Origin of the sequence: Vibrio gazogenes, from assembly GCF_023920225.1 — a bacterium.
GTDB lineage: Bacteria > Pseudomonadota > Gammaproteobacteria > Enterobacterales > Vibrionaceae > Vibrio > Vibrio gazogenes.
The window spans coordinates 1292868-1309033 of record NZ_CP092587.1 but is presented as its reverse complement, the minus strand read 5'-3'; the positions used below and the strand labels follow the sequence as shown (position 1 = coordinate 1309033).

Genomic DNA, 16166 nt, shown 5'->3' with positions numbered 1-16166 from the left:
ACACATACAACAATTTTTAACACAAAATATCTCAAATAACAGACTCACATAATACTAGTCATATATTCGATATATTATACAAACACCCAGTGAATACAACCAAATACAAATGAGGGGTCAGGATGATGATCGGCATACCGAAAAAGTCAAACACCATCATTGGCATCCGCTCCTCTGACGATAATGACATCACCGTAGGTGCATCCATTCTTCCTACTGCTGACGGTATATTTGCGAAAGCAGGCATAATTGTAAAGGTCAAGAAACCTCTGAACGTCAAACGTGAAAAACTACCAAAAGGGCAAATATTATCGACTTATTTACACCTTGCACCAGATTTTCCACAAACTGACGACTGAATCAAGAACAAAACTACTGCGATTGCTGATGAAAGAGTCATCGGCTCACTAAATTATTTGCTACTTTGGAACCTAACTCTGAAAAATCCGGGACTTGACAGCGCCTAACAAACTCAAAATCAATAACAATTAGCGCACAGGCAGTTGAATATCCTTAAACATCTCATCAATTTCCTGATTCGACTTCAGAGATATCGCTTGTTCCACCACAGGACGAGTCAAATGAGGTGCAAAACGTTCCATAAAATCAAACATATAAGAACGTAGAAAGGTCCCTCGACGAAAACCGATACTCGTGGTGCTCGAACCAAAAATATGGCTGGCATCAATTGCCACTAGATCTGCATCACGGACTTTATCAACTGCCATGCTGGCAATCACCCCGACTCCCATACCGATTCGGACGTAAGTCTTAATGACATCGGCATCCGTGGCGGTAAAGACAACTCGCGGAGTCAATCCAACCTGATCAAATGCCATATCCAGTTCAGAGCGCCCTGTAAATCCAAACACATAAGTGACCAAGGGATATGTCGCTAACTCTTCGATGCTTAGCTTATCTCGTTGTGCTAAAGGATGCCCTTTTGGCACCACAATCGAACGATTCCAGTGATAACAAGGTAACATGATTGCATCTTGATACAAATGTAGTGCTTCGGTTGCAATAGCAAAGTTCGCGATCCCTTTCGCAATCGCTTCTGACATCTGACTTGGCGTTCCTTGATGCATGTGTAAAGAAACTTTAGGATATCTGGCGGTAAACCCTTTAATCACATCCGGCAGTGCATAACGGGCTTGTGTATGAGTTGTCGAGATATTTAATGTCCCCATTTCTGGGTGAGTGTGTTCGCTGGCGACTGCTTTAATCCCTTCAACCCGAGAAAGAATTTCCTGTGAAATTTTAACGATATCTTCCCCGGCAGAAGTCACCTGGGTCAGATGTTTACCACTCCGTTCGAATATCTGAATTCCAAGCTCATCTTCAAGTAAACGAACCTGCTTACTAATTCCCGGTTGAGATGTGTACAAACTTTCGGCTGTAGCTGAAACATTCAAATTATGATTCACCACCTCCACAATGTATTTTAACTGCTGTAGCTTCATGTCAACCCCGTTATCTCTGCAGCAAATCACAAACTTAGATAGTTTATATAATCATTAGTTATAATGCTTAATGAGAATAATTTATACCCTTTTTTGGCCGCAAGTTGGAAAATAATTGGAACTTTTCTGCGAGTGGGAACTTCATTTACTCAATAATTAAGTGATCTATTAAAGAATAATGGGGGGATTCATTGGTAGAATACGCTAAATTTTATTATGCTATACGAACTTACCGTCCAGGATTGCCAACTTTATGAATCCTTAGACAGGTTGAATTCACGATGTACGGATTGATGTAGGAACTATGAGTATAGGATTAATCATTGCCTTGGTGGGCATATTGCTCCTTCTGATTTTAGGCTACAACATTATGTTGCAGTACAAAGTCAAAGTCGAAGCAGCGAGAAAACACGAGTCTACTCGTTATGTCGCGATCATTGATGCCACTGAAGACCTAATTGGTAACGCCCATCATGTCCCTTACAGTAAGGACTTGTTGCTGTGTCTGAATAATCGGATTTTAGATGCACTACAAAATATGTACGAGCTAGACCCTAAAAACAAACAATTGGCACATCGTATCGAAAACATGCAGGGGCAAGTAAAAAATCTACGTGAAAATCATCCGAATCAGGACAGTACAACATTCAAGTCACCAACCAATGATAAACAAGCGATTACAATGCTCAAGCTTGTAAAACGTCTGAGAGATACAGTTCGGAGCGAACATAATAAAGGACGTTTGGATACTCAGGCGTATGTGACAGAAAATGCACGTCTGGAAATGATTCAGATACGCATCAATATTGAGAATGTCATCAAACGAGCCAATGAGTCGATTGTGCGCGGACAACCCGGAACGGCGATTCAACTTCTGAAGAAAGGTATCGATGTCCTTAGTACAAAAAATGATGCTTATTCAAATCAAGCTCGGGAAAAACTGCAAACCATGTACGATGAGCTCGAGAACAAGCGCCAACAGAAACAAACATCGATTATTGAAGCGCAAGGCGATCGAGAACGAGATGACGATATGGAAGCCCTGTTCGGTGAGAAGAAAAAGTGGTAGCGATCTCCTCCCTGATTTAAATTCTACACCTATTCATAACAGGTCGCTCTGGCGACCTTTTTAAGTTTAAGACCATGACCAGTAACGACCAGTATCAACAATTACTCCAACCCATTCATGACTTTCTACGATGTGAGACCCCGGAAGCGTGGATTAACGAGGCGAAAAAGCCGGAGAATTTAAAAACCATTCTGATTGATCATCTTCTATGTGAATTGAAGGCCGGACAATCGGCAATGTATCTTATCCGTAAGTACGCGGTCGATGCGACCAGTGCATCCGCTCTGCTTACATGGTTTAAACCTTATGAAGATTTTGCTTATCGCAAATTAGGCGCTCTGACGGATCTGAAAGGGAAAAGTCAGCTATCCAAAACAATCATGGCGAAAGCTAATTCATCGTACAGCCAAGATTTAATCGATAAAATGGTCTTACTGATCAAAGAAGAACTCCACCACTTCTATCAAGTGCTTGAGATTATGGAGAAAAAAGAGATTCCCTATGAGAATATTCCTGCCGGTCGTTATGCTAAAGGACTATTGTCACAGGTAAAAACCTATGAGCCGGATGCTCTCATCGATAAGTTAATTATTGGCGCCTATATTGAAGCAAGATCATGTGAACGTTTTGCCAAACTTGCACCACACATGGATGACGATATCGCGAAATTTTACGTGTCTTTGTTACGTTCCGAAGCACGACATTATCAAGACTACTTAACACTGGCCCAACAAATTGCGCATCAAGATATTTCTAAGCGAATCGATACGATAGGAAAAACCGAAGCCGAACTGATACTTTCTCCCGACCTTTGCTTCAGATTTCACAGTGGCCTCCCTTGTTGAATGACTGAGAAAATGACCTCCTCATGAATTGATATAAAAAAACAGGGGTTAAAGCCTAATGCCGATCAGTTAAGAGAAAATTAGCAGATCAGTTGAACGATCCTTAGAACATGTAAAAATCCGATATCAGTCATGATGTCGGATTTTTTTATGAACATAGAACAAGCTCTGCACACCACTGTTGAATCTAATCAAGACTTCTTAAGCTATGAAAAGCTTAACCATTTTCTAGATGATGATATTGTTCACGCTAAGAAGCAAAAAGCCTGAGATGGTAGAGCAAGAGTTATGGGGGCTTTTATTAGCTTACAACCTTATCCGTCAGGCAATGACAGAAGCGGCACATAAACAAGATATCTGGCCGAACCAATTAAGTTTTGCAAGCTGTTCACGAGCAGTATTGGTTTATCTAAAGACTTTACCATTAACGAGTCCCGGTAATTTACCTAAGCATTATGAGTTCCTCATAGAACAACTTGGTGTATATCGGTTACCAATAAGGCGAGAAGATAGAGCATACCCAAGGGTGGTGAAACCTAAACCCAGTAAATACCCTAATAAAAGAAATGCCAGTCAGCTTAACTGACTGGCATTAGGGTTAAAGCCCCTGTTCTACTCAAATTAATCTTGCCGTAAACAGAATAATCGACTTGTTTATCCATAAAGTGAATGATTAATACTCTCCAGAACCGATGCGGGTTCTTGTGCTTGAGTAATCGGTCTACCAATAACCAAATAATCAGAACCCGCTGCAATTGCCTCCTGAGGCGTCATAATTCTCAGTTGGTCACCAACATCACTCCCTGCCGGACGAATCCCTGGCGTCACTAACTGAAATGACAGGCCTAATTGCTCTTTCAACTGCCGGGCTTCCTGAGCAGAACACACGACACCATCCAGCCCTGAATTTTTTGTCAATGTCGCGAGACGAAGCACTTGTTCTTGAGGAGACACATTTAGCCCGATATCAGCCAAATCATGTTGAGACATACTGGTTAGAACCGTAACACCGATCAGTATCGGCCTGTCTACACCATAAGGTTCGAGTATTTCGCGTGCAGCAGTCATCATGCGTTCACCACCGCTGGCATGAACATTCACCATCCAGACACCCAGCTCAGCCGCAGCTCTCACTGCTTTGGCGCAAGTATTGGGGATATCGTGAAATTTCAGGTCCAAAAAAACGGAAAAGCCACGTTGGTGTAATGCACGCACAAAATCAGGACCAAATAACGTAAACATTTCCTTCCCGACTTTCAAACGACAATGCTGAGGATCAATCCGATCAACAAAGCGTAATGCTTCGGCTTGATTATCATAATCCAATGCCACAATGACTCTCGGCTCACCCATTTTTTCTCCTTCGTTTATTTTATATTTTAATTCAGTTCAATTCTCGTTTCAGGAGCGGTTCTTACTCTCCGTCTAAACCCCGAATCGGTTTAACCTCTCCCCAGCTCTTACACGATGGACAGTGCCAATACAGAGAGTGAGAGGAGAAGCCACATTTCCGACAACGATAATGAGGCTTTATTCTCATCTGCTCGCCAACCATGCTTTGCAATGCAGATAAACTTTTCTTCGCCCGACCTTCTTCAGCTTCCGCTAAATGATAATCCATCAAACGGTAGAACCCCTTCATAGTCGGATTCTTCACCAGTTGCTTCGTCAGTAAATCCAGCGCCGCGCCAACACCTTCATGATGAGCGACCAACTGAGCCAGCATTAGTTCAGTTGAAGCACCCGCTTGATGGGCGATACATTTTCTTAAAAATTCAATCAGCCCCTGCTCATGACCAGAATGGTGATAACACTCAGCAAGCGTCGGTAAAATCTCACTAACATAATCGACATCCTGTTCAAGTACCATTTCCATATAACGAATGGTATTCCGATAATCTTCTTTCTCCAGATAAAGCTTCCCTAAGCCAATGCTTGCTCTGACACATTTCGGATCTTCCGACAGCGCTTTTTTGTATATTTGTATCGCTTTCATGTCATCACGCATTGATTGCGCATCCGCTGCAAGCTCACACCAAAAGTAAGCAATATTCTTACGCATCTTTTTGCGGCCGAGTTTAACCAAGGCATGAGCACATTCTATGGCTTTCATCCATTCACGGGTCTGCTGATAAATCGAAGTCAATTGAATTAATGCAGATTCTCGATGTTCGGGTTCTTCAATGAGTTGTTCGAAAATGCGCTCCGCACGATCCAGAAAACCAGCAACCATGTAATCTTTTGCCAGTTGTTGAAGTGAAAGATTCTTTTGATCGATTGTTAGTCCTGAGCGAGAGATCAGATTCTGGTGGATTCGAATTGCTCGATCAACTTCACCTCGAGAACGAAATAAATTACCGAGTGCTAAATGCGTGTCGATCGTCTCATCATCGACCTGGAGTAGTTCGATAAAGTGATCAACCGCCTTATCCGATTGATCAGATAATAGCAGATTAAGCCCCGTAACATATTGACGGGATATTTGGTGAGATTGTTTCTGCTTGTCCTGCTGAGCGCTACGGTGCCCCATATACCAACCATAAGCAGCAGCGATCGGCAATAACAAGAAGAGTATTTCTAACATCGAGCTATATTATCCGATATTCAGTTTCTCTTTCGCAACTGGACGCTGAGTTTCACTTTTGTTCAGTTGCTTATTCAAACGGCGAATTTGGAGTTTTGCCCTGAGATGCAAACTACCAAAAATAAGCCACGCTATAGCAAAACCAGCGACAAAAACTGCTCCCAAAAGCCAAGATAAATGAAATTCACCTTTTGCTAATAAATAGTTGAACGTAACAACTTCTTGGTTTTGAGCCCCCAAGGCTAAGGCAACAAGGAAGAGAACGAGAAGAAGAATGATTTTTAGGACTCTCATAATGGGAAAACCTGCATCAGTTATTGGCACTCCTGATTATGCAAGAAAATCACCATGCATACCATGATAATTGATAATATCGTATCCAAAAAAAACGGCATATCAAACGATATGCCGTATCGATTCGCTTGCAAAAATCAGATCGTACTATTAACGCGCTCTCTGAGTTCTTTGCCAGGTTTAAAGTGAGGGACATATTTACCATCCAATTCAACTCTTTCACCTGTTTTGGGGTTACGTCCAGTGCGAGGCTCACGATAATGCAGAGAGAAACTGCCAAAGCCTCGAATCTCTATTCTGTCTCCCTGTTCCAACGATGTTGCCATATGTTCGATGATATCTTTTACGGCATCTTCGATTTCTTTCGCGGACAGATGAGTTTGCTCTGCGCACAATCTTTCAATCAATTCAGACTTCGTCATAGTTTCCCTCTTCTTACTTGCAATATCAGCATCAAAATCCTAACCAAAAAAAAGGAGCCAATAGGCTCCTTTTTTGCGAACGATATTATTCGCCTTTAGCAGCCTTGAAAGCATCAGCCATAGCATTACCGAACGCGCCTTCATCTTGCTTGTTCAGTGAAGCCATCGCTTCTTGCTCTTCTGCTTCATCTTTCGCTTTGACAGATAGGTTGATAACGCGGTTCTTACGGTCTACACCAGTAAATTTCGCTTCAATACTATCACCAACGCTCAGGATGAGAGATGCGTCTTCAACACGGTCACGAGATACCTCAGAAGCACGGATGTAACCTTCAACGCCATCTTCTAGTTCAATTGTAGCACCTTTCGCATCAACTGCAGTAACAGTACCATTGACTAGTGTGCCTTTTTTGTTATCAGCAACATATGCGTTGAATGGGTCGTTCTCCATTTGCTTAACGCCAAGAGAAATACGTTCACGCTCTGCATCAACAGCAAGAACAACAGCAGAGATTTCATCGCCTTTCTTGTATTCACGAACCGCTTCTTCTCCAGGAACATTCCAAGAGATATCAGACAGGTGAACCAGACCGTCAATGCCGCCATCAAGACCGATGAAGATACCAAAGTCAGTAATAGACTTGATCTTGCCTGTAACTTTATCGCCTTTCGCCTGAGCTTCAGCGAACTGTTGCCATGGGTTAGCTTTACACTGTTTCAGACCAAGAGAAATACGACGACGTTCTTCATCGATATCCAGAACCATCACTTCAACTTCGTCACCGACGTTGACAACTTTAGATGGGTGAATATTCTTATTCGTCCAATCCATTTCTGAAACGTGAACCAGACCTTCAACGCCCTCTTCGATTTCAACAAAGCAGCCGTAATCTGTCAGGTTAGTCACACGACCAGTCAGCTTGTGACCTTCTGGGTAACGTTTTGCGATTGCAACCCATGGATCTTCACCTAGTTGTTTCAGACCTAGAGAAACACGTGTACGCTCACGATCAAACTTCAGCACTTTCACTAAGATTTCGTCACCAACGTTGACGATTTCAGATGGATGTTTAACACGTTTCCAAGCCATATCAGTGATGTGCAGAAGACCGTCAACACCACCAAGATCAACGAACGCACCGTAATCAGTCAGGTTCTTAACGATACCTTTAACTTCTGTGCCTTCTTGTAGCGTTTCAAGCAGTTCATCACGCTCAACACTGTTTTCAGATTCGATAACAGCACGGCGAGAAACAACAACGTTGTTGCGTTTCTGATCTAGCTTAATAACTTTGAACTCTAGCTCTTTGTTTTCTAGATGAGCAGTGTCACGAATTGGACGAACGTCAACCAGAGAGCCAGGAAGGAAAGCGCGAATGCCGTTAAGTTCAACAGTAAAACCACCTTTAACTTTACCATTGATAATACCAACAACAGTTTCAGCTTCTTCGTATGCTTTCTCAAGAACGATCCAAGCTTCGTGACGTTTCGCTTTCTCACGAGAAAGTTGAGTTTCACCGAAACCGTCTTCTACCGCATCCAGCGCAACATCGACTTCAGAACCGACTTCAACTTCAAGTTCGCCAGCAGCGTTCTTGAACTGTTCAGCAGGGATTGCAGATTCAGACTTCAGACCTGCATCAACAAGAACAAAACCGTTCTCGATAGCAACAACAGTACCCTTAACGATAGTACCAGTCTGGAATTCAGTCTCGTTTAGAAACTCTTCAAAGAGTTGAGCAAAAGATTCAGTCATTTATTTCATCTTCAAAATATTAAACTTCCACGGGTATCCTACCGCGTGGGGTTATGAATTTCGCCAATCATCATCCTTGAGACCGACGTTCTGCACTGACCATTACTTAGCAAACAGCTAGCAAACCGCCAGTTTAGATTCTATATATTGTAGCGACGTTTCGAGAACCTGCTCGATGGACATAGACGTTGAGTCAAGAACCAATGCATCATCAGCAGGACGCAATGGCGCAACGGGACGATTGCGGTCTCTTTCGTCACGTTCACGAATTTCGCTTAAAAGGTCATCAAATTTAACATCAAGCCCTTTAAGTTGCAACTGGTTATAACGTCTTTTTGCCCGCTCTTCAGAGCTGGCATCCAAGAATATTTTGACTTCCGCATCAGGGAAAACTACCGTCCCCATATCTCGTCCATCGGCAACAAGTCCGGTCTCTTTGATAAATGCACGCTGACGTCGAAGAAGGGCTTCTCGCACTCTGGGAAAAGCAGCAACTTTAGAGGCAGCCATACCCGTTTCTTCCTTACGGAGCTCCCTGGAAACATCCTCACCTTCCAGAACAACTTTGACTAAATCCCCTTCAGCAATAAATTCAACATCTAAATGCGTTGCCAAAGGCACCAAAGCATCTTCTGATTCGGTATCAACACCATGATGAATCGCAGCCAGAGCTAATACACGATACAATGCACCAGAATCAAGCAAATCAAATCCCAATGCTTTAGCGATACACATACAAAGCGTACCTTTCCCGGCGCCACTCGGTCCATCAACGGTAATCACCGGTGTATAAGAAGACATGTCTTACTCCACTATTCAAATGATTGCGGCTCAAATCCGCACCTTGCCGGTGACGCATTATAAAGACTCAACGGCTCAGGAGCCATAGGGAATTTAAGATCTTCAATAGACTTAAATCATTTTTCACATAACTAGTTAATAAAAAATTCATCACAAAAATATTCAAAACTGTCAATAAGCAACTCGAATCATTAGAGTCTCGGTGATAGCATAACGATAAGCATATGCTTTCCATAAATTTTAAGGCAGGTTACAGTGCATTCAACAACGTCAGAGCATTATCAAACAGACCACAGAATCTGGAATCAACAACATTTCGACAGCTTGTTCATAGAAATTGAATTACAACTACAAAATACATCCGAGTTTTCTGGGTTTAATGAACTAGTCAATAGAAGAAAGCAAGATATTACGTGTATCTATCCAGAACTTGCCCATGGTAATTTAGCTGCACTTTTTGAACACCCCTGGGCTATCCAACATATTCTGAACTTTCCTATCTCAACAATTCCCCAATTTTGGCATGAGGTAGAAATAATCGCGATAAAAAGGTTTGGCAATATACTTGCCTGTTGGGCCGCTTATGAACGTTTTCTCATCCTGCAACGGAGCCAAACACTTTCATTAACTTCCTGCGCTGCACCACCAATAGATGAATCCTGCTATCAGTCTGAGATAATAGATCGTATTGAAACCGATCAACGACTCTTTTTAACCTTGCACAGCCATATAGCGCTGACACTTTCTGATGCCATCACCTTAATTAACCTCGATGTTTTCGTTATTGAGCAAAAGTGGTATGAAATGCTGTTCTGCCTTAATCTGTCGCAACGTGGCAGTCATTTCATTCTCTATCACACAAAAAACTCTCCATATCCACTGCTTGTTTCTACTGCCCTCATCCAGCACTGGCATGAGCGGGAAACTTGGCTAACATTCGATCCTTTTTTTCAGGGAAGTGGATGGCGATCTTGTTTTTCGGCAGACATAGGGATGAACTTATATAGCACAGGGATATTTCACCCCCAAATCATTCAATTTACCGATTATGATTCTGAACCAGCGTTCTCTCAGTGCATCAAGGATACAAACGCAATTTGTGAAATTTTAAGGTTTTCAACAAGCGGCTCAAGTCATATGAGATTGTTTTTTCTATATGTAGGGCAAAAGTATCTAATGAGAGAACTAATCAAATATGGAAAGGCTGTTTCATTAACTATCATTGAGCAGCAAGCTCTATTGTACTTATATGATGCACTAGATAGCATATGCCATTTGAAAAAAAACTGTTCCGATATTGTCGAAGGTGCTGTTACTTACCAAGGTTTTTTACTTAACAGCTCTCTCTTAGGCGAGCTAACTAACTGTAATTACAAAAAATATAAATCACTTATTATCAAACAAAGAAAGATATAGGGAGAACTTCTGTTGATAACACACATAATTCATCAAGTATCATACCCTAAGGCGCTTCTTCTATTAAGCATATCTATTTTATGTCTTCTTTGGCTTATCTATTTTTTACATTATTCTATAAAACAGAACTGGCGTACACTAAGAACTATATATTATCCATATGTCATGTATACATTTTTTGTTATATTATGGATATTAACAAATGCCTACTTCCACACAGGATGGCTTGTAGAATATGGAGAAACAGGTGCTATAATCATAGCAAAGGCCGCTAATATAGCTTCTTATATGTCATATTCATCTGCCTTTCATTTCTCTTGTAGATTAAGATCATCACGGAAAAATAATAAGATTCATTTTTGGCAATTCAGTTTACTTCTTGTCGCAACTTTATATTCACTTTACGCAAATATATTCACCGAAGATACTGTCACTGGTGTAACAATACGAGCACCAAGTGATTTTACAATCCATTTTGGTTCATTGACAGCAATTTTTTTCTCCACATCAATTATTTTTACTTCTTTATCATTCTTCAATTTACTGTATTTAAGTTTTAAAGGGGATAACTTAAAAAGATTAAAATCAACTTATATGGTTATTGGCATGGTCATATTTATGACATCCACTGTATTAATACACATCCTAATTACTTATATATATCATAATTTTTCTCTAACATGGCTTCCTCCTGCTCTTGCAATTAGTGAACTATTATTAATGGGGTATGCCGTACTATGTCATCGATTTTATAGCTGGCGCTATTTATCTTATATACTATTAACATCTATTATTTCTACTTTAATTTATGTAATTCCTATAATTGTTTTTTATCATGAATCATATGATCATTATGTTACATTCATATCCATCTGGTGTTTATTATGTGGTTTGACTTGGAGAAATGTTTGGCAATTTTTTTCTCAATATGTAGGACTATGGGTCTATGGGGATAAGAAACCACCTGTTGAACGAATTTTGTCTTTAGTAGATGACTTTCAAATATCGACACAGCAAGCCATAACAAAACTTGAACGTTTACTTAATTTAGAGCAGTCAATTTTAGTTTCTGATATTAATTCAAATAGTATTTATTTTAGTTACTTTAAAAATAACTATTCTGTTCTACTTCTTGAAGAAATTGAACAATACATTAATAACAATCATAATAAAAAATTCCGTCAGATTCGAGATCTAATGTCAAAAAATGAAAGTGCTATGATTCTTCCTATATATGATCATCATAACACTTTATCACAGTTACTTATTTCTCCTAAAAAAAATGATGGTTCCCTATATTCAAATGAAGAAATAAATGCAATTCAATTACTTTTAAAAAAAGCACAAGTCTATATCCATTATGAAACCAAGATACACCAGTCTCAGGCAATGGCGAAGTCTATCGCTCATGAGATGCGAAACCCCCTATCTCAAATTCAATTTCATCTAGAAAAATTAGATGATCTTATACTTAATAGCCAATTACCTCAAAATCTAAGAGATGAGATTCAAAGAGGTAAAAATGCCGTCCAGCACGGAAGTCAGCTGATTGATATCATTTTACATGAAGTTAACCAATCGATAATAAGCCAAGATAAAATGGCTATCTTTTCTATAAAAGAGCAAATAACACAGATTATTAATAGATTTGCTTATCGCTCTAGTTTATTTAAAAATCGTATAGTTATGAAAGTATCCTGTGATTTTAACATACGTGTAAATGATACTTTATTTGACTTTATTATTTTTAATCTATTAAGGAATGCAATTTATTATTTCGATGATTATTCTGATAGTAAGATTGAACTATCTCTTGATGCTGGCGATGAATATAATGAACTTACTTTTACCGACTATGGCCCGGGCATTGAACCACAAATTGTACATAGAATATTTGATGAATTCTTCACCTACCAGAAAAAAGGGGGGAGCGGCTTAGGTTTAAGCTACTGCAAAAGAGCAATGAAGCTCTTTGGTGGTGACATTCAGTGCCAATCGGTTTACGGTGAATATACAAAATTCACTCTCACCTTTCCTCATGTCAAACAAGAAGAGCAACTTGCACCACCCAAAATTGATGTGGTAAAAACGCCATCCCCTGAACGATTGGAATCAACCCATACCATATCGGCAAATCAGAAACAGAGAATCGCGTTGGTTACTGATGACAACGCAACACAGCGAGCACTAGCAAAACTCTATTTGGAATCTCTTCAGTTTACTGTCTATGAAGCTCAAAACGGAAAGGAAGCGGTTGAAATAGTTCACCATCATGCCATCGATATTATTTTCATGGACGTTCAAATGCCTGTCATGGATGGTTTAAAGGCATGTACAATCATTAAAGAAACTCACCCGACACTCCCAATTATTGCCTTGTCTGGAGAATCGGGTGAAGATGAAATTGCTCAGATAAAAAGCACAATGGATGGATGGTTGATTAAGCCCACGACTAAACAGTTATTACAACAAACCGTACTCAAATGGTTAAATGTGGATAGTCTTCAGGCGATAAATCATATCAATACGCCAAAGCCCCAAGTCAATACGATAGATACTTTATGATCGACTCACATTAAATATGAATCTACCATCAATAACAGCACTGTTTTTTATCCGAATTGTTCTATCTAAGCAATGCTCGCCACTATAAGGCAATTCGGCTACGGTTCCTCTCGACAAGCGACATACCAATCCCCTTGACTGCTGTAACATCCTCTATCTGAGTAAATGGGCCATGTTCTTCTCTATAGTTAACGAGAGCCTGCGCTTTTTTCAAACCAATACCGCTGAGCGTTGTGGCAAGCTCTTCCGCGGTTGCACTGTTAATATTGACGGTATTGACCGGACTCTCCAAAAGTGCAGCAGAGGCAGGCTCATCTGTTGCTGCATAAGCCGTTTGTAATGGCAGACACAGGATTGAAAGTACAGAAAGAAGTAATAGTTTAAACATAAGATTTATCTCCAAATCAAAAAATTCGAATTCATCCTAGCTTAGCCTATTAAAAATACGAGACTGACTGATATAAATTAAAACGGGCTACAAAAGTAGCCCGCCTCAACAAACATATCAATTACATCCGGCTTATCACTGAGTCGCAAGATAATAGTCAATATCAGTTTGCTCTCTTAAGATATTCAAGAGACCGGTGAGATCCTGTTGACGATTCAAACGTTGCATTTGGACAGCCAATTGTTGCGTTAATTGCTTATCCGTTGTCGATTCAACCTTCGTTAACTCAACTAGTACAATGTTTCCTTGACGATCTTTTGTCTGTCCGTAGACAGGCTGACCATCTTGTGGTTTTTGCATAGCAAAAACTGACCGTGCCAACGGTGAACTTCGATCAATCATGGTTAATTCACCAAATTTGAGCTGATTTTTCTTAAGCGCTGTCATATCTCCCTGTTTTAAACCAGCCAGCACTTTCTCAGCAATCGCTTCTGTTTGCTGCTCAGCCTTGACTTTAGATAGCCCCTCAACAACCTGCGCTTTCACTGTATCGAAAGACAATAGTGTTTCCGGGCGACTCTCTTCAATACGAACAACCACAACATCTTCAGGCGCCACTTCAACCACAGAAGAGTTCAAACCTTCATTTTTGACTTCTGGGTTATTCAGCGCTTTTTGAACGGGTGCAGCACGCAGAATCTCTGGCAAATCCGTCAACGACACAAAATCAGTGGTATGAACTTTCTCTTGAATAGCTTTGGCAGCTTCATCCAGAGAATCAGGGCTTTCAAAAGCAACTTTCTCAAGATCATTCTGTAATTGATAAAAACGGTCAAGTGCCCGCTCATCACGAATGGATGCAATCACATCATCTTTGACGGCTGTGAAAGGTTTAACTTGAGCGGGTTTCATTGCATCTAACTTGATGATGTGATAGCCAAAATTTGATTTCACAACACCAGAGAGGTCACCTACTTTTTTCAGCGCAAATGCCGCTTTTTCAAACGCAGGATCCATGACACCTTTTTCAAACCAATCCAGCTCGCCTCCCTTGCTAGCACTTCCCGGATCTTGAGAATCCTCTTTTGCCAGTTTTGAGAAGTCAGCACCTTCTTGCAGCTGTTTTAGTAAAGCATCGGCCTGCTTCTCATCTTTCACCAGAATATGGCTGACTTTACGCTGTGCTTTGGTTGCATATTGATCTGCATGATCCTGATAATATTTTTCAGCTTCATCATCAGTAACTTTGATTGATGACTTCAGTTTGTCTGCTGAAAGTTCAAGGTAGGAGATTTTAAATTGCTCCGGACGCATGAAATGGTCTTCATGAGATTTGTAATATGCATTCAAATCTTCGTCACTAAGCTGAATCTTCTTCGCATAGTCATCCGTAGCAAGTTTAATCGTTCTGATTTCTCGTTTCTGCGCAAATAATGCGGCCTGAGTATCTACTTCACCACCCAGAGTAAAGTCACTCGATTGAACCGCAGTCAGAAGTTGATTACGTAATAAATCACTTCTTAGGAATGTTGCAAAAGAATCAGGAGAAAAACCTGCCCTGCGCAATGCAGTTTGATAAATATTTTGATCAAATTTGCCGTCTGACTGGAATTGCGGCATGTCTACAATGGCCTGACGAACCTGTTCATCACTAATTCTTAAACCCAATGCTTCAGCATGTTGTTCAAGTAGAACATCATTCACCATTTTATCTAATACAGAACGGCGGAAAGATGCCACATAACTCGGGTCTGCAAGCAGGTTCGAGAAGTAATCTCCTAATTGTGATTGCATTCGGTTCCGCTCATTCTGATAAGCTTGCTCGAATTCTGCCCGGCTTATCTTTGTGCCTCCAACCTTTGCTGCTGCATTATTACTACCACCGACAAGGTAGCTACTGACTCCCGCAAATACAAATGATAAGATTATCAACCCAAGGATAATCTTAATCGCGATGCTATTCACACCCTCGCGCAACCGATCCATCATAATTTAATCATTCTCCGGCTTAATGGCCACTTACTCAATAAAATACTCTGTTTCTCAAAACAACCTTTCAGAACTCAATGATTTTCATCATCAAAAGACTTTCACAACTGATAGTTTTCAGAACCAACTAAATTCAAAGCGAATGACGCGATAATATCAGAAAAAAGAAATGCGCATCACTACGATGCGCATATTTTCAAAACGTTTGACTTAATTTTGCCTCAATTAGCAAAATTCTGTGCAACCAAATTAGTTACACGCGTCTTTCAATGCTTTACCAGCTTTGAAAGCCGGTACTTTAGCTTCAGGGATTTGGATCTCATCCCCTGTTTTCGGGTTACGGCCAGTGCGGGCTGCGCGAGTACGAACACTGAATGTACCAAACCCAACCAGAGCAACTTGCTCACCAGACTCAAGTGTACCACCCACTGCATCAATGAATGCATCAAGAGCACGGCCCGCAGATGCTTTAGAGATTTCAGCATCTGACGCAATTTTATCGATTAATTGTGTTTTATTCACTGTGATTCCCCTTTCTTCACCTATCGTTATATTTAAAGGTGATTTTTTGTTC

Annotated in this window: 16 protein-coding genes; 6 read left to right on the top strand and 10 right to left on the bottom strand. The window is 40.5% G+C overall.

Annotated features, from left to right (window positions below; translation table 11 throughout):
• The first annotated feature begins 122 nt into the window (after positions 1 to 122).
• A complete protein-coding gene (locus tag MKS89_RS05985; RefSeq protein WP_072960971.1) occupies positions 123 to 359 on the top strand; it encodes a hypothetical protein in 237 nt (78 codons plus the stop codon).
• A gap of 129 nt (positions 360 to 488) precedes the next feature.
• Here the strand turns inward: MKS89_RS05985 and cysB are convergent, their stop codons facing one another.
• The gene (cysB, locus tag MKS89_RS05980; RefSeq protein WP_072960969.1) at positions 489 to 1463 is read right to left on the bottom strand and encodes an HTH-type transcriptional regulator CysB; all 975 of its coding nucleotides are present in this window, start codon (positions 1461 to 1463) and stop codon (positions 489 to 491) included.
• Between the two features lie 304 nt (positions 1464 to 1767).
• On the opposite strand from cysB, the gene MKS89_RS05975 reads away from it, so the two are divergent.
• The 3 genes from MKS89_RS05975 (at position 1768) to MKS89_RS05965 (ending at position 3963) form a co-directional block, all read left to right on the top strand.
• Positions 1768 to 2532 (top strand): DNA repair protein, encoded by a 765-nt coding sequence (locus MKS89_RS05975; RefSeq protein ID WP_072960966.1) that lies wholly within the window; start codon positions 1768 to 1770, stop codon positions 2530 to 2532.
• 74 nt (positions 2533 to 2606) lie between these two features.
• The gene (miaE, locus tag MKS89_RS05970) at positions 2607 to 3377 is read left to right on the top strand and encodes a tRNA isopentenyl-2-thiomethyl-A-37 hydroxylase MiaE (RefSeq protein WP_072960963.1); all 771 of its coding nucleotides are present in this window, start codon (positions 2607 to 2609) and stop codon (positions 3375 to 3377) included.
• Positions 3378 to 3648: 271 nt separating this feature from the next.
• Complete coding sequence (locus tag MKS89_RS05965; RefSeq protein ID WP_072960960.1) at positions 3649 to 3963, top strand: hypothetical protein; 315 nt, start codon at positions 3649 to 3651, stop codon at positions 3961 to 3963.
• 68 nt (positions 3964 to 4031) lie between these two features.
• Here the strand turns inward: MKS89_RS05965 and pyrF are convergent, their stop codons facing one another.
• The 6 genes from pyrF to cmk all read right to left on the bottom strand — a co-directional run bounded on the left by pyrF (position 4032) and on the right by cmk (position 9234).
• Positions 4032 to 4730, bottom strand: coding sequence for an orotidine-5'-phosphate decarboxylase (gene pyrF / locus MKS89_RS05960; RefSeq protein WP_072960958.1), 699 nt, complete (start codon positions 4728 to 4730; stop codon positions 4032 to 4034).
• Between the two features lie 61 nt (positions 4731 to 4791).
• Positions 4792 to 5961, bottom strand: coding sequence for a lipopolysaccharide assembly protein LapB (gene lapB, locus MKS89_RS05955; protein ID WP_072960955.1), 1170 nt, complete (start codon positions 5959 to 5961; stop codon positions 4792 to 4794).
• A gap of 9 nt (positions 5962 to 5970) precedes the next feature.
• Positions 5971 to 6255, bottom strand: a complete 285-nt coding sequence (locus tag MKS89_RS05950) for a LapA family protein (protein WP_072960953.1) — start codon at positions 6253 to 6255, stop codon at positions 5971 to 5973.
• 137 nt (positions 6256 to 6392) lie between these two features.
• On the bottom strand, positions 6393 to 6677 hold the full coding sequence (ihfB, locus tag MKS89_RS05945) for an integration host factor subunit beta (protein WP_072960950.1): 285 nt from the start codon (positions 6675 to 6677) through the stop codon (positions 6393 to 6395).
• Positions 6678 to 6762: 85 nt separating this feature from the next.
• Complete coding sequence (rpsA, locus tag MKS89_RS05940; RefSeq protein WP_072960947.1) at positions 6763 to 8433, bottom strand: 30S ribosomal protein S1; 1671 nt, start codon at positions 8431 to 8433, stop codon at positions 6763 to 6765.
• Between the two features lie 117 nt (positions 8434 to 8550).
• Positions 8551 to 9234 carry a (d)CMP kinase gene (cmk, locus tag MKS89_RS05935; RefSeq protein WP_072960945.1) on the bottom strand — a complete coding sequence of 228 codons (684 nt, stop codon included), beginning with the start codon at positions 9232 to 9234 and terminating at the stop codon, positions 8551 to 8553.
• Positions 9235 to 9489: 255 nt separating this feature from the next.
• Between cmk and MKS89_RS05930 the strand changes: the two genes are divergently transcribed.
• Together MKS89_RS05930 and MKS89_RS05925 are read left to right on the top strand one after the other, a co-directional pair.
• The gene (locus MKS89_RS05930) at positions 9490 to 10650 is read left to right on the top strand and encodes an acyl-homoserine-lactone synthase (protein WP_072960943.1); all 1161 of its coding nucleotides are present in this window, start codon (positions 9490 to 9492) and stop codon (positions 10648 to 10650) included.
• 165 nt (positions 10651 to 10815) lie between these two features.
• Positions 10816 to 13215: an ATP-binding response regulator gene (locus MKS89_RS05925; RefSeq protein ID WP_083571272.1), complete on the top strand. Its 2400-nt coding sequence runs from the start codon at positions 10816 to 10818 to the stop codon at positions 13213 to 13215.
• Positions 13216 to 13297: 82 nt separating this feature from the next.
• On the opposite strand, the gene MKS89_RS05920 is transcribed toward MKS89_RS05925, so the two are convergent.
• The 3 genes from MKS89_RS05920 to MKS89_RS05910 form a co-directional block, all read right to left on the bottom strand.
• Positions 13298 to 13603, bottom strand: coding sequence for a ComEA family DNA-binding protein (locus MKS89_RS05920; protein WP_072960937.1), 306 nt, complete (start codon positions 13601 to 13603; stop codon positions 13298 to 13300).
• 135 nt (positions 13604 to 13738) lie between these two features.
• Positions 13739 to 15592 carry a peptidylprolyl isomerase gene (gene ppiD, locus MKS89_RS05915; protein WP_072960935.1) on the bottom strand — a complete coding sequence of 618 codons (1854 nt, stop codon included), beginning with the start codon at positions 15590 to 15592 and terminating at the stop codon, positions 13739 to 13741.
• A gap of 249 nt (positions 15593 to 15841) precedes the next feature.
• Positions 15842 to 16114: an HU family DNA-binding protein gene (locus MKS89_RS05910; RefSeq protein WP_021020075.1), complete on the bottom strand. Its 273-nt coding sequence runs from the start codon at positions 16112 to 16114 to the stop codon at positions 15842 to 15844.
• Positions 16115 to 16166 lie beyond the last annotated feature (52 nt).

Coding starts and splice junctions, on each gene's coding strand:
- MKS89_RS05985 (WP_072960971.1), top strand. CDS start 123: ATGATGATCGGCATACCGAAAAAGTCAAACACCATCATTGGCATCCGC.
- cysB (WP_072960969.1), bottom strand. CDS start 1,463: ATGAAGCTACAGCAGTTAAAATACATTGTGGAGGTGGTGAATCATAAT.
- MKS89_RS05975 (WP_072960966.1), top strand. CDS start 1,768: ATGAGTATAGGATTAATCATTGCCTTGGTGGGCATATTGCTCCTTCTG.
- miaE (WP_072960963.1), top strand. CDS start 2,607: ATGACCAGTAACGACCAGTATCAACAATTACTCCAACCCATTCATGAC.
- MKS89_RS05965 (WP_072960960.1), top strand. CDS start 3,649: ATGGTAGAGCAAGAGTTATGGGGGCTTTTATTAGCTTACAACCTTATC.
- pyrF (WP_072960958.1), bottom strand. CDS start 4,730: ATGGGTGAGCCGAGAGTCATTGTGGCATTGGATTATGATAATCAAGCC.
- lapB (WP_072960955.1), bottom strand. CDS start 5,961: ATGTTAGAAATACTCTTCTTGTTATTGCCGATCGCTGCTGCTTATGGT.
- MKS89_RS05950 (WP_072960953.1), bottom strand. CDS start 6,255: ATGAGAGTCCTAAAAATCATTCTTCTTCTCGTTCTCTTCCTTGTTGCC.
- ihfB (WP_072960950.1), bottom strand. CDS start 6,677: ATGACGAAGTCTGAATTGATTGAAAGATTGTGCGCAGAGCAAACTCAT.
- rpsA (WP_072960947.1), bottom strand. CDS start 8,433: ATGACTGAATCTTTTGCTCAACTCTTTGAAGAGTTTCTAAACGAGACT.
- cmk (WP_072960945.1), bottom strand. CDS start 9,234: ATGTCTTCTTATACACCGGTGATTACCGTTGATGGACCGAGTGGCGCC.
- MKS89_RS05925 (WP_083571272.1), top strand. CDS start 10,816: ATGTATACATTTTTTGTTATATTATGGATATTAACAAATGCCTACTTC.
- MKS89_RS05920 (WP_072960937.1), bottom strand. CDS start 13,603: ATGTTTAAACTATTACTTCTTTCTGTACTTTCAATCCTGTGTCTGCCA.
- ppiD (WP_072960935.1), bottom strand. CDS start 15,592: ATGATGGATCGGTTGCGCGAGGGTGTGAATAGCATCGCGATTAAGATT.